9 protein-coding genes are annotated in these 13,571 nt (G+C 59.8%); 2 read left to right on the plus strand and 7 right to left on the minus strand.

Annotation, left to right across the window (positions count from 1 at the left end; all coding sequences use genetic code 11):
- Positions 1-92: 92 nt before the first annotated feature.
- The 3 genes from CK498_RS11655 to CK498_RS11665 form a co-directional block, all read right to left on the minus strand.
- A complete protein-coding gene (locus tag CK498_RS11655) occupies positions 93-1,526 on the minus strand; it encodes an HlyD family type I secretion periplasmic adaptor subunit (protein ID WP_095621030.1) in 1,434 nt (477 codons plus the stop codon).
- Positions 1,526-3,700 (minus strand): type I secretion system permease/ATPase, encoded by a 2,175-nt coding sequence (locus CK498_RS11660; RefSeq protein WP_095621031.1) that lies wholly within the window; start codon positions 3,698-3,700, stop codon positions 1,526-1,528. Before CK498_RS11660 ends, CK498_RS11655 begins: the two co-directional genes overlap by 1 nt.
- Before the next feature lie 183 nt (positions 3,701-3,883).
- The gene (locus tag CK498_RS11665) at positions 3,884-5,452 is read right to left on the minus strand and encodes a TolC family outer membrane protein (protein ID WP_407645853.1); all 1,569 of its coding nucleotides are present in this window, start codon (positions 5,450-5,452) and stop codon (positions 3,884-3,886) included.
- Between the two features lie 346 nt (positions 5,453-5,798).
- Between CK498_RS11665 and CK498_RS11670 the strand changes: the two genes are divergently transcribed.
- On the plus strand, positions 5,799-6,635 hold the full coding sequence (locus tag CK498_RS11670) for a helix-turn-helix domain-containing protein (protein WP_176475784.1): 837 nt from the start codon (positions 5,799-5,801) through the stop codon (positions 6,633-6,635).
- Positions 6,636-6,680: 45 nt separating this feature from the next.
- On the opposite strand, the gene CK498_RS11675 is transcribed toward CK498_RS11670, so the two are convergent.
- Entirely contained in the window at positions 6,681-8,651 is a 1,971-nt protein-coding gene (locus tag CK498_RS11675; protein WP_095621034.1) for a sensor domain-containing diguanylate cyclase, read from the minus strand.
- A 272-nt stretch (positions 8,652-8,923) separates the two neighbouring features.
- On the opposite strand from CK498_RS11675, the gene CK498_RS11680 reads away from it, so the two are divergent.
- Positions 8,924-10,699, plus strand: a complete 1,776-nt coding sequence (locus tag CK498_RS11680; protein ID WP_095621035.1) for a putative bifunctional diguanylate cyclase/phosphodiesterase — start codon at positions 8,924-8,926, stop codon at positions 10,697-10,699.
- Positions 10,700-10,715: 16 nt separating this feature from the next.
- Here CK498_RS11680 and CK498_RS11685 read toward each other — a convergent pair whose 3' ends face one another.
- The 3 genes from CK498_RS11685 to CK498_RS11695 are packed head-to-tail and all read right to left on the minus strand — an operon-like array spanning position 10,716 to position 13,559.
- Positions 10,716-11,528, minus strand: a complete 813-nt coding sequence (locus tag CK498_RS11685) for an ABC transporter permease (protein ID WP_095621036.1) — start codon at positions 11,526-11,528, stop codon at positions 10,716-10,718.
- Positions 11,525-12,412, minus strand: coding sequence for an ABC transporter permease (locus tag CK498_RS11690; RefSeq protein WP_095621037.1), 888 nt, complete (start codon positions 12,410-12,412; stop codon positions 11,525-11,527). Before CK498_RS11690 ends, CK498_RS11685 begins: the two co-directional genes overlap by 4 nt.
- Positions 12,396-13,559, minus strand: coding sequence for an ABC transporter ATP-binding protein (locus CK498_RS11695; RefSeq protein ID WP_095621038.1), 1,164 nt, complete (start codon positions 13,557-13,559; stop codon positions 12,396-12,398). The genes CK498_RS11690 and CK498_RS11695 overlap by 17 nt, the downstream gene beginning before the upstream one ends.
- Between the last annotated feature and the right edge of the window lie 12 nt (positions 13,560-13,571).

Below are 13,571 nucleotides of genomic sequence, written 5' to 3' on the forward strand. Positions count from 1 at the left end.
TCATGCGATTACTCCCTGATTATTAATCTTCGCCCCTACGCCCAAGCGCATGGCTGTGCCACATATCAGCCGAATAAAATTCCGAGCCATCCTCAACGCTCCCCCATGGCATTGCCCCAAGCCCGTAGAACGGGTTTGAGCATGAATTCCATCACAGTGCGCTTACCGGTCATGATGTCGACTTGAGCGGTCATGCCAGGGATCACCGACAACTCGTCGCTCAGCTCCTCACCTTCACGCGTACGCACGCGCACCAGGTAGAAGGTGTTGTCGTTGTCATCCGTGATGGTATCGGCACTGATGTGATCCAGCTCCGCCTCGAGGCCACCGAAGATGGCAAAGTCATAGGCGGTGAGCTTGATCGTCGCCGGCTGCCCCGGGTGCAGAAAGGCGATGTCTTGCGGTGCTACGCGTGCCTCAACGAGCAATTGGTCGTCGGTAGGCACGATTTCGACGATCTCCTGCCCCTCCTGCGCAACACCACCGATGGTGGTGATATTGAGTCGCTGCACTACCCCGGCCACCGGCGAACGTACCTCGGCAAGGCGCACACGATCCTGCAACCCGGTGCTCGACTCGTCTAATGCATTGAGATCACCCATTGCTTGAACCATGTCGTCGCGCCAATCACTGCGACGTTCGAGGATGACCTCACGTAACTGCGTCTGCGCTTCCTCGACGGCAGCTTCCAGCCGTGATACGGACGCCTCAGCTTGATCCCGCTCGCCGGTACCTCGCGACACGTCACGTTCGAGACGCAGCACCTCGACCTCGGATACCGCACCCGATGACACCAATGGGCGGGTGAGCTGCAGCTCCTCCCTGGCCATATTGAGATCTCGCTGGGCGGTATCGCGCCGCGATTGCGCTTCGCGCAACTCCTCCTCACGCTGACGTATGCGATCACTCAGAATGCTCTGTTGCTCGCGCAACTCCTCACGCCGACTCTCATAAATCTCACGCTCCTCGGCTACGATCCCTGGCGCGGCACTGAGCAACTCTTCTGGCGGATCGAATGGCGTGTCAGTAGCTAGTGCCCGGAGGCGCTCTACCCGCGCTCCCAGTGCGAGCGCCTGGGCACGATTTTCACGGAAGTTCGCCACATAGCGCGTTGGGTCGATGCGCATCAATAGCTCACCGGCCTCGACCATCTGGCCCTCGCGGACCATGATCTCCTGCACCACCCCGCCATCGTAGGTCTGTACTTTCTGCAGCTGGGAAGAAGGGATCACTCGACCAGTGCCACGCGTTACCTCATCGATAGCCGCAAAGTACGACCAGACAATCAGTGCCGCGATGGCCAGGAGCACCGTATATAGAAACCATCGTGCACGAATCGGATCCTGTTGCAGACGTGCCCAGTCGGCATCGCTTGCCCAGTTACGGCTCAAATGAGCAGCACTGACGCGCCGTGCAAAGAGCCGGTCGATGAGTGGCCGCAGGGGCTTGTAGCTACGTTCGGAGAGTCGACCAATTGCCTCGAACCCCTGCTGTTCGGCACTGCGCTTGCGAATATTGGCAGCCATTAACTCGCCCTCCCGAGCTGCCCCTTACGCAAGGCTTCCATCACCCGGTCACGCGGCCCATCCGCCAGCACTTTGCCGGCCTCGACCACTACCACCCGCTCGACCAGCGACAATAATGACCGGCGATGGGTCATAAGCAGCATGGTCTTACCCTGGGCATAGTCTTTCAGCTTGTGCTTTAACGCCTCTTCACTGGCATGGTCCATGGCGCTGGATGGCTCATCCAACAGTAGGACTCGTGGGTCATGGACCACCGCCCGGGCAATGGCCACCGCTTGACGTTGGCCGCCGGAAAGGCATTCGCCTCGCTCACCAACATTTAGGTCGACGCCATGCGGGTGTGCATCAACCAGACCGTTCAAACCGGCAAGTTTGATGGCTCTAAGAAGGGCCTCATCGCCCACCCCATCACTGCCTCCACCGGCCACGATATTTTCTCTCAACGAGCCGAAGAACAGGCTGAGATCCTGAGGTACGTAACCAAAGTGGCGACGCAGTTGTAGTGGATCGATCTGACGGATATCGATATCGTCGAGCTTCACCGCCCCCGACTTTGGCTGATACAGCCCAAGCATCATTTTATTGAGCGTTGACTTGCCACAGCCAACCCGCCCGAGTACCGCCACATGCTCACCAGGCGCTATTGTCATGGTGATATCGCGCAGTGCATCACGCTCCTCGCCTGGATATCGCATAGCGACTTTGTCGAAATTCAACTGCCCGTGGACCACCGGGCGATTGACAAAATTCTTACCTTCCGGGCGTTCTACCGGTTGCTCCATGACAGCATTGAGGGATTCCAGTGCCGTGGCCGACTGATGATATTGAGCGAGTAAAGCGGCTGCTTGACTCACCGGTGCCATGGCGCGCGACGATAGCAAATAGGCGGCGATTAGAGCGCCCTGAGTAAGATTGCCATCGATGATCTGATAAACGCCGATAAGAATGACGCAAACCGCCACGCTATGCTGAGCCCAGAGCGCTACGCTGGAGACAGAGGAACTGACAAGCCGTAGCTGGGCGGCCGTACGCGACAGAAATGCCGACGCCTTCTCCCAGATTGACTGGATATGACTCTCCGCACGCAGCACCTTGACGGCCTCCAGTTGAGAGACCGACTCCACTAGTGTCGAATTGCGTTGAGCTCCAACCCGCCATGTAGTTTCGGAAAGTTCATGCAATTTACTTTGTGCTGCCAGGGCATAGAGCAGTACGAAACCTATTCCCGCCAGCACCGGAATCGCCAATGGGGGAGCAATCAAAGCAATGATTGCTACGAACATCAGCACGAAAGGTAGGTCGACCAATCCCACTACTGTCGCCGAGCCGATAAAGGCGCGAACCGTATCGAAAGACTGTAATGTCGCGGTAAACGAGCCCGTGGAGGCTGGCCTTGCTTCCATCCGCATACCGAGGACACGAGCCATGATCGATGACGATAGCTTGACGTCGGCACGGCTCGCTGCCAGATCGACGAAGGCATTGCGCATCAAGCGCAGTGCCAGATCGAAGCACAGCACCACGAAGATGCCGACAGCTAGGACCCATAATGTCTCTGTCGCATGGTTGGGTACCACACGATCATAAACATTGAGTACGAAAAGCGGCATCGCAACGGCAAACAGGTTTATCGCCACCGAGCCAGCAATCACGTCACGATAGAGTCGGCGATTTTCTCGTACCACACCCCAGAACCAATGCCGTGCACGCTGTTTCTTGACCTCCGGACCGCGCGCATCGAAACGAAAATGCGGGCGAGCATAAATCGCTCGTCCACTGTATCGATCCTGCAAGTTGCCAAGATCAACATCAGCTTCTGCACTGTTCAGTTCGGGAAATATCACCCTTGCTGTTCGCGTCTTAATATCAAGTGCTACCAACACACAAGCTCGCCCTGCCTCCAGCAGCAATACGGCTGGCAGCAGGGAAGCGTTTAGCTGTACTAAGCGGCTTTTGACGATCTGTGCACTAAGGCCCGCACGTGCCGCAGCACGAGGAAAAATCGATGGCGTCAGCTTACCCGATTCTAGCGGCAAGCCAGCAGTAAGCGAGTCACCCGACACCCGATGATCATGAGCAAGCGCGATGGTTTGAAGACATGCCAGGAGCTCATCTTGCTGACCGGCATCAACTTCGATATCCGGTGGCACCGTTGGAGCTTCTTTGTACGTCACATCAACCTCTGAGGTTGCTCCGATAAGTTATTGCATGTCGACATGGTGCGATATCCCACACTGCTTACATGCTGCCTGCGAACCGCCAGTGTCGAGACGACTCACCCGGCAACACTGCATGACATCTCTCTGCAACGAATAAGCCGCCGGTGACCCGGCGGCTCGCTGATCGGCATACGAAACTTAAAAGGCACTACCCGAACGCGGCATGGCGGAACCGGACGTGAAATCCTCCAGCGTATATCCTGCCGGCCCCTGGGCGGCACATAGCGCATCGGGGTCGAGTTCGACACCGTCGCTGCCCAACTCCGCCAGGCTCGGCACTCTGTCGCTGCGCACCTCGAGGACCTGCATCAGTTGCCCCATGGCTGCTAGGGTGCTGGCATCGGCCACCGCCACGTCATACTGCGCATTGACGAAGGCACGGCTCGCCTCGAAGTACTCGTTCTCGCTATCCAGCACATCGAGCAGCGTGCGCTCACCAATATCGAACTGCTGCTGGTAAGCGCCGCGAACGCGATCGATCGACTGACGATGGTGCTCGAGATACTCGAGCTGCTCACGCAGACGCTGAGTATCGTTGTAGGCGATCTGGGCTGTCTGGCGCACATTGTGGCAGGCCACTTCACGCTGGTCGGTGGCCTGCTCCAGGCGGTCGGTTGCACTGCGTAGTGATGCCCGGTCACTACCGCCCCGGTACAAGTTCATGCTGGCCACCAGCTCGATGCTATGGCGATCGCGGTGGCCCATTGGATCGAAGCTGCCGTCATAGCTATCGTACGTGCCGGTGCGCCCACGCAGATCAAGGCGCGGGTGGAAGTCGGCACGACTCCCCTCACGCTCGGCACGTGCCGCCTCGATGTTTTCAATGGCAGCGTGAAATGCCGGATTGCCCTGAAGAGCGTGGTCGACGGCTGTACTCACCGATTCGGGCAGACGATCTTCCAGGGCTGGCGCCGGCGCCAGCTGTTCCGCCGGCAAATCTCCGACAAGACGCTGATAGCGAGCCGTCACGTCATGCAGGTTGGAAGCTTCCGTCATCAGGTTGGACTCGGCGAGCGAAAGACGGCCGCTAATCTGCTGCATGTCGACACCGCGGCCAGTGCCTGACTCAACGCGCTCTTCGACCCGCTCGAACACCCGCTGGTGATCGGCATGGTTCTGTTGTGCCAGACGCACCAGCTCACGGTAGCGCTGCACATCCAGGTAAGCGCGTGTCGCTTCCAGTGCCACGTCCTCGCTGGCATCCAACAACTCGTAGTAGCTGACCCGCTTGGCACGATCCAGGCGTTCTACCTCACTGCGTGTGGCGAAACCGTCATAGAGCATTTGATTGAGGGTAAGCTCGGCGAAACCGGTGTCATAGCTACCACGCCCATCACCTTCACGGTCCTCGCGCCCGACACCCGCCGACACATCGATGCTCGGCAGATAATTGCCGCGTGCTGAATCCACCATATGACCCGCCGCATTCAGCCCGTTCCATGCGGCACGCACTTCAGGGTTGGTCGATATGGAACGCTGAACCACGTCATGCAGGTTGCTAGCTCCCGGAGAGGCGAGGCCTTCGGGAAGTGACTGCGCAACAGCCGGAGCGTTAGGCAGCAGCGCCAACGACACTCCCAATACCATCGATGCTGCCAGATGACGTGACGCCCAAGGCGAAAACAATCCATATGGAATAATGGCATTCCGCAAAGAGCTCCCCTCTCCTTCCCTGTTTAACAGGCGCCCCCTTACCATGTTTTCCATGCAAAGCAGCACGTTAGAGCGCGTTCGGCGAGAGTGGGTAAGTGAAATCTTGCAGCGCATATGGCAACGACCTTACAGATAGCTATGTTTTTTTAGCGCTTAAAGAATCCGCGCAACATCCAGCCGCACAATCTAATACGAACATTCGTTAAAATCTTTGCATTCTCAACCACAATGCACCTATACTTTGCGCAATCGATCATATGATTTGCCAAATCATGCACTTACACACAAAATTCCTCTCAAGAAAAACTTCTAATCGCGTTATTTAGCGCTACTACCACATCTTGCATGTATTCACTTAGTAACGATGAACGTCGCCGCGAGGGGCATAGGGAACTTGACCATGGATGAAACGCCAGCCGACCTGAGGTTTGCAGAGATATGGCTGCATGACAATGCATTTCGCAACATTAATGTCGCTGACTTAGCCGATCACTTGGGGTATTCAGAGTCACACTTGCGACGAATATTCTTGAGAGAGTTTGGCCACAGCCCTGGACGCTATCGTGACATTTTGAGAATAGAAAAGGCATCCCTGATGCTGGCAAGAACGAAACTTCCTATCATAGAAATTGCCAACTTATGTGGCTATACGAGCCATCCTATTTTCACTCGTGCTTTCCGCCATAATAAGGGGGTTTCTCCGCGCACGTTCCGTATGCGAGCATGGCGCCGTCTTCGCATGGAAAATAGCGTAGCCGCTTCTATCTCGGACAGTACCGGGTACGACATACAATTCTTGCAACATATCGAGCATGAGTTTTTCGTTGTGCGGCATTACGGCCATCTGGCGGCCGGAGCTCAGAAAAAAGCATGGAGTTACTATACGAGCAGCCATCTATCGCACAGCGCCCGGTACAGCCAGGCAGCATGGATTTTCCATGGCGATGCCTCTATCACTCCTGAGGAACGCTTCAAATTCGACCTCGGATTTCGCTGCAACCAACTGCGGAAAGGCATTAACACACGCCTGTTTCGTCACACGGTGGTAAAAGCGAATCGCGCCATAAGTACGCGCTTCAAGCATGCGGAAGATATTCCCTGGATCCGAGAATATCTTCTGCTGAAGTGGCTACCGGAGCACAATGAGAATATCAACGGCGAGCCCATGTGCGTGATATTCGATGCACACGATAGTTGCGATGGAGCCGGACATTTAATCCTTCCACTGCACTCATGATCAGGGGGGGCGCTATCATAAGGTGAGATCGAGTCGCTCATCCGCTTAGGTCTGGACGATGGCATCCCGCCCGGCGGCCTTGGCGCGGTAGCTTGCCGCATCGGCTCGCGCCAGCACTGTCTCGATGTCCTCGTCGCTCTCGAGCAGGCCCGTCAGGCCCATGCTCATGGTGACATGATAGGTGCTGTCTTCGTGCTCGACATAGATCTCGCTGATCGCCTGGCGCAGCTTCTCGGCCAGCCGTTGTGCCTGGTTGAGGCTACAACTGGGCAGCAACACGGCGAACTCGTCGCCCCCCTGGCGCGCCACGTGATCGCTGTTACGCACTTCCCAGGCCAGTACCTGGGCAATGCGCCGCAGCATCTCGTCACCCAGGGCATGGCCACCACGGTCGTTGATCGGCTTGAAATGATCGAGATCGAACATCAGCAGCGCTGAGGGTGTGCCGGCCTTCTTCCACTCGACCAGCGCCTCCTCGAGCCGACGCTCGAAGCCACGCCGGTTGAGCAGTCCGGTCAGCGGATCGTGCTCGGCTTCCCAGCGCTGCAGTGCCTCACGCTGGCGGCTGTCGGTAATGTCCTTGACGGTACCCACATAGCCCAGCGGCTTGCCATCATCTGCCACCCGACTGACATTCACCTCTAGCCATAGCATCTGGCCATTGGCAGCGTGGTAGCGCATCTGGCGCGAAAAGGGCCGGCCGGTCTCCAGGGTATGCCGCCACAGGTCGCGTACGTCGTCGATCTCGTCGACGTGCAGATGTTCGAGTATCTGCCAGTCGCGATAATCCTCCAGATCGTAGCCGGTGAGGTTGTGCAGGGCTGGATTGAGGTAAACGATTTGGCCACGCAGGTTGCAGATGAACAGTCCGGTGGGCGACGAATCGAGCACTGCGTCGAGAAACGCCTGACGGTCCTGTAACAGTGCCTTGGCCTGTTCACGCTGCTGCTCGAGACTATTGAACGTATCGGCCACCCGCTGCAGCTCACGCATACCGGTACGCGGATCGACCCGCTTGGCCGCGCCGCGTGCCACCTTGGCGATATGACGCTCGAGGCGGTGCAGCGGGCGCAGCAACAGCTTCAACCCCAACCACAGCAGCGGCAGCATCAGCAGCACGGTTATCACCCCCACCCACTGCTGCTGGCGCAGAAATGCCTTCACTGGCCCCATCACCTGAGTCCGCGGCAGGTAGACCCCGACCACCCAATTGGCCGACCACACTTGGCGATAGGCCTGCAGCGCAGGCGTACCGTCGACCAGTCGCCCCGCTGCCGCCCCCTCCCAGCCAGACAGCGCCAGGTCGAGCTCAGGGTGGGTCGCGGCACCCGGTACCGGCCGCATGACCAACTCGTGGCTGGGATGCGACAGCACCAGTCCCGACGCCGTGGCCAAAGCCGCGAAACCCGCATGGCCAATCCGGATTCGCCGCAGTCCGGCGAAGAAACTGCCATCCTCGACGTTGACCACACCGCCGAGCATGCCCCTGAACTCGCCCTCCGCGAGTATCGGCACGGCAACCATTACCAGCGGCGCATCGCTGGCGGCACCGGTAAAAGGCTCGGATACATAGGGTCGCCGTACATGGCGCATATAGCGGAAGTACTCGCGCTCGCTGACATCCAGCCCGCGGCGGCCGGGCAGCTCGGGGATATCGGCCAGCACCTCGCCGTCGGCGGAGATCATCACCAGCGCATCGAACAGCGCCATCAGCCCGACGTTTTCGTCGAGCAACGCGACGCTCTGCTCTGGGGCCTGTGGCACCCGCTCGGCGAGGCGCTGTAGGGCGTCGACGCGCACCGCCACCGCCTCCTCGATATGCCGGGCGATCAGTTCGGCTTCGTATTCCAGGTGGGCACGATTAGCCTGTCCGGCGAGTTGATCGCCGGAGCGCGAGGCTACCAGGATGATCGCTGCGACCAGCACCAACCAGCCAAGGCTGATGCCGATGACCAGGCGAGCATGCAGGGAGTGGGGCACCAAAGCGTGCAGCACTCGTGAAATGTTTAAGGGCATCGGACTATTTTACCACGCAGCCTGGCGCTCCCGGCATGCCAGCCTAATCAGCTAAACCCCGAACATGCGCACTTACCCCAGCCTATAAGCATGAAGCTATCAAAAACCATAATTCGATACAAAAAAATAATTTAAACCAAAAAACCGCTCCCCTTCCCTCCTCAGCGGCCGTGCGTCCCTGGAGTTCTCATCATGCGCTAACTCAGGATATTGACGATGGCAGGCTTAGCTACAATAGTTAACATTGACTACTAAAGTGGGCGGATCTCCGCATGCGGGACAACATGACCAGCGGCAGCCAGGAAGGCGTCACCACCCAGTGTGTGCAACTGCTTGCCAGCGAAGGTAGAACCTTCATCAATACATCAGGTACCACTAGTTTAGCAAGTGCGGGGTTCAAGCATAGCCGTGCAGGACTGGTGGTCACCGATGCCCAGCACAGAGTTCTGCTCACCAACCCGGCGTTCGAGACCATCACTGGCTACCGCTGCGACCAGGTGTTGGGTTCGGACATCCACAGCCTGCTGGCCGACCAGAGTCACGACTACTTTCGAGCACTCGATCAACTCAGTCATAGCGGATTCTGGCAGGGCGAAGTCTACTGTCGTCGTCAGGATGGCGAGATTCATCCCGAGTTGCTGTCGGTCAACGCCATACGTGACGGCGATGGACAGATCAGGGGCTATGTCCGCAGCTTCATCGAGATTTCGGACCTCAAGAGCAATGAAAGCCAGCTGCAGCTAATGGCCCACCACGACCCCCTGACCGGGCTCGCCAATCGCTCGCTGTTCGATGACCACCTGCAACGCGCCCTCAATCATGCCGAACGCACCGGAACCTCTTTCGCCATACTCTTCATCGACCTGGATCGCTTCAAGCCCGTCAACGATTCGCTCGGGCATGCCGCTGGCGATGAAATGCTCAACAAGATTGCCGTCCGCCTCACCCAAGCACTGCGTAGTGAAGATGTCCTGGCTCGTTTTGGTGGAGACGAATTTCTCGTCCTGCTCGAATACGGCTCGAGCCGCGAAACCGCCCAGGCAGTGGCACTGCGCATTCAAGAAGCCCTCGAGGCACCCGTGAAGGTCGCGGGAAAATACATCCCGATGTCGGCCAGTATCGGCATCGCGCTATACCCGGAAGATGGCCAGAACGCCAGTGAGCTGCTCAGCAGCGCCGATAGCGCCATGTATGCCGCCAAACACGCCGGCGGTAGCTCGCATAGCTTCGTCGACCCCGCCATCAGTTACCTGCTGCAAGAACAACTGACCATCGAGATGGCGCTCAGCGAGGCCGTCAGGGAGCCCGAGAGTGCGTTTCGCATCGTCTACCAGCCGCAGTGCAACCTGGCTACAGGCCGGGTAGTTGGCCTGGAAGCCCTGCTACGCTGGAATGATGGTCGCTATTTCAACCACAAGCCGCGGGAGTGCATCGCTCTGGCACGCAAGCTGGGATTGGCGATTCGCCTCGACAGATGGGTCATCGGCAAAGTCGCCAAGCAGCGCCAAGCATGGCAAGCCACGGGGAGCGGGCTTGGCAACCTACCGATTTCGGTGAACATCGTTGACGACCACCTGCATCCCGGCAGGTCCAACAGGCTGCCCCTCGACCAGTACCTGCGACAGATCGTCGACGACGCTTCCTGGCTGACGCTGGAAATCGCCTGCGACAGCCTGGTCAGCCAACCTGAAAGCACCCAGCATCTCTTTCGCCGCCTGCAGCGGCTTGGGGTCAACCTGGCCCTCGACGAGCTCGGCGATGGCCATATCAATTTCGCTTACCTGTCGCGGCTGCCGATTCGGCAGGCCAAGGTAAATGGCGTATTGATCAACAATCTCGCCAATGATCCACGAAGCCAGAAGCTACTGGGCGGCATTCATCGCCTGCTGGAGACCCTCGACATCCAGTGCATCGCCGTCGGCGTCGAGAATCAGCAGAGCCTGGACGCCATGAGCCTGGAGGGGCCCTACCTGGCCCAGGGCAATCATCTCGCCGTGCCGATGTTTGCCGAGCACCTCTGTGACTGGTACCGCAGCTACCACGCCTGACCGGCTGTAAAATGACTTACATTGCACCAGCTTTCTGGGCATTGGCCAGCTCACGGCGCCGCTTGAGCTCATAGACCACCGCCAGCACCACCGTGATCAGAATCAGGATCAGCCCCAGCGCATTGACCGCCGGGGTCAGCCCGGTGCGCACCTGGGAGGCGATATATACCGTCAGGGTGGTGTCGTAGCCGGCCACGAACAGCGTGGTGTTGTAGTTCTCGAACGACTGCAGAAAGGCGATCACCGCCGCCGACAGGATCGCCGGCTTGAGGTAAGGCAACAGGATGCGCCGGAACATCTGCCACTGGCTGGCGCCCAGGTCCAGGGCAGCGCGCTCCATGGTGCGGTCGAAGCGCTGCAGGCGCGCCATCACCATCAGCATCACATAGGCGGCGATGAAGGTAGTCTGGCCCAGCACGGTGAGAAAGATCCCGCCACTGACCCCGAACTGGCGCCAGAAGATCAGCGTCGAGATACCGATGATCACCCCCGGCGTCAGCAGTGGCGAGAGGATCAGCGCATAGATGAACGGCTTGGCGCGGCTCGACACCGTGTTGAGGAACAGCGCGCTGGAGATGCCGATCGGCACCGCCAGCACCAGCACCCCCGCCGCCACCATCAGGCTGTTGGAGAGCGCATGCCACATGCCGCCGTCGTGCCACAGCTCGCCGAACCAGCGCAGCGTGGTGCCGCCCCAGGGCGTCACGGTGGGAAAGCGGCTGTCGTTGAAGGTCGCCAGCGACATGATGATCAGCGGCAGGAACAGGTAGGCGAAGAACACCACGATGTAGAACTTGAGGCCGAAGGCCAGCAGGCGCTGCGAGGTCATTTGGCGATATCCCCCAGACCCACCTTGAATAGCTTCATGACAAGCGACATGAAGCCGATGCACAGCACCAGCAGCAGGAAGGCGTAGGCCGCGCCCTGGTTCCAGTTGCCGCCCTCGAAGAACCAGTTGTAGATGATCTGGGTGAACCAGCGGCTGCCCGGCGAGCCGAGCAGCGCCGGCACCGCATAGCTGCCGGCGGCGAGCATGAAGACCATGATGCAGCCAGTGGCAATGCCCGGCTTGGCATGGGGAATCACGATACGCCGGTGGGTGCGCAGGGTGCCGGCGCCGAGGTCGCGGGCCGCGCGCACCTGGTTGCCGTCGAGGCTCTCGATGGCGTTGTAGAGCGGAAACACCATGAATAGGATATAGGCGTAGACCATGCCCACCATCACCCCGCCGTCGCCGCTGAGAAAGCGGATCGGGCGGTCGATCAGCCCCAGCGCCAGCAGCACCTCATTGAGCGGGCCGCGAAACGCCAGCAGGATGAACCAGGAGTAGGTGCGCAGGATCTCGTTGATCCAGAACGGCACGATCAACAGCAGGATGCACAGCGCCGCCTGGCGTGGCGTGGCGACCTTGGCCAGGTACCAGGCCAGCGGATAGCTCACCGCCAGGGTCAACAGGGTGACCAGCACGCTCGACCAGATCGTCTTCAAGAAAATCGCGCGGTGGATATCGTTGTTGAACAGCGTCACGTAGTTGGCCACGGTCAGCCGATCGTCCGGCCCGCCGATCTGCGCCGGCAGCAGGTTGGGCCGCAGCGAGTACTCGATCATCTGCAGCTGCGGCAGGGTGACCATGATGATCAACCACATGCCGAGCAGGGTGACGATGGCCATCGCCACCGGCGAGCCAAAGCGTGCGCTAAGCTGCCGGAACATTGGCTGCCTCCTTGACCTCGCCGGTCTCCTCGTCGACCACCGGGCTGCCGTCGTTGGGCAGCACCACCGCCTCCGCCGGGTCATAGCCCAGCCTTACCCGCTCGCCCTGGGCAAGGCGGCCAGCCGCACCGCGCGCCTGTTCGCCGCTGAGCTGCAGCCGCAGCCGCTCGGCAGTAGCCACGAGCCGCGTCTCGAGCATCAGCCAGGCGCCTTCGAAATGCACCGCCTCGACCTCGGCCTCCAGCGCCGGGCCCGAACTACCCGGCCCCAGCAGTCGCAGCTGCTCGGGGCGCACGAACAGCGCAGCGCTATCGCCAACGCCAAGGCCGTCGCTGGCCCCGGCCACCGCGCTGCCCTGCAGGCGCCCGAGCAGTCCGGCATCGAGGGTCAGACGCTCGCCGTCGCGCTCGGCGACGCTCACCTCGAGGCGGTTGGTCTCGCCGACGAAGGCCGCCACGAAGCCGGTCTGCGGCGCGCGGTAGAGCGTCATGGGGTCGGCGACCTGCTGGATGCGCCCCGCCGACATCACCGCCACCCGGTCGGACATGGTCAGCGCCTCGCCCTGGTCGTGGGTGATGTAGATGAAGGTAATGCCAGTCTTGCGCTGGATCGCCTTTAGCTCGGCGCGCATATGCTGGCGCAGCTTGAGGTCCAGCGCCGAGAGCGGCTCGTCGAGCAGCAGCACCCGCGGCTCCACCGCCAGCGCCCGGGCGATAGCGATTCGCTGCTTCTGGCCGCCGGAGAGCTCGGCGACCTGCTTGTCGCCGCTGCCCTCCAGCGCCACCAGGGCCAGCAGGCGCTCGGAGACCTCACGGCGGGCGCGCTTGTTGACGCCGCGCACCTCGAGCCCGAACTCGATGTTCTCGTACACGCTCATCAGCGGGAATAGCGCCAGGTTCTGGAAGATCATCGCCGTGGGCCGGCGGTTGACCGGCACTCCGCCCATCGGCTCGCCGCCGATCAGGACCTGGCCTTCGCTGGGGGTGAGAAAACCGCTGACCATATTCAACAGCGTGGTCTTGCCGCAGCCCGAGGGGCCGAGAAAGCTAAAGAACTCGCCGGAGTGAATCTCCAGCGAAGAGCGTTCGATGGCGGTGAAATCGCCGAAGCGCATCACTACCTTGTCGAGCGAAACGGAACCGTCCATGGGAACCTCAAC

The sequence above is a fragment of the Halomonas salipaludis genome (genome assembly GCF_002286975.1).
GTDB lineage: Bacteria > Pseudomonadota > Gammaproteobacteria > Pseudomonadales > Halomonadaceae > Franzmannia > Franzmannia salipaludis.

Excerpts from the sequence above, each read along its gene's own strand:
- CK498_RS11655 (WP_095621030.1), bottom strand. The coding sequence starts at position 1,526 with ATGGCTGCCAATATTCGCAAGCGCAGTGCCGAACAGCAGGGGTTCGAG.
- CK498_RS11665 (WP_407645853.1), bottom strand. The coding sequence starts at position 5,452 with ATGGAAAACATGGTAAGGGGGCGCCTGTTAAACAGGGAAGGAGAGGGG.
- CK498_RS11670 (WP_176475784.1), top strand. The coding sequence starts at position 5,799 with ATGGATGAAACGCCAGCCGACCTGAGGTTTGCAGAGATATGGCTGCAT.
- CK498_RS11675 (WP_095621034.1), bottom strand. The coding sequence starts at position 8,651 with ATGCCCTTAAACATTTCACGAGTGCTGCACGCTTTGGTGCCCCACTCC.
- CK498_RS11680 (WP_095621035.1), top strand. The coding sequence starts at position 8,924 with ATGCGGGACAACATGACCAGCGGCAGCCAGGAAGGCGTCACCACCCAG.
- CK498_RS11685 (WP_095621036.1), bottom strand. The coding sequence starts at position 11,528 with ATGACCTCGCAGCGCCTGCTGGCCTTCGGCCTCAAGTTCTACATCGTG.
- CK498_RS11690 (WP_095621037.1), bottom strand. The coding sequence starts at position 12,412 with ATGTTCCGGCAGCTTAGCGCACGCTTTGGCTCGCCGGTGGCGATGGCC.
- CK498_RS11695 (WP_095621038.1), bottom strand. The coding sequence starts at position 13,559 with ATGGACGGTTCCGTTTCGCTCGACAAGGTAGTGATGCGCTTCGGCGAT.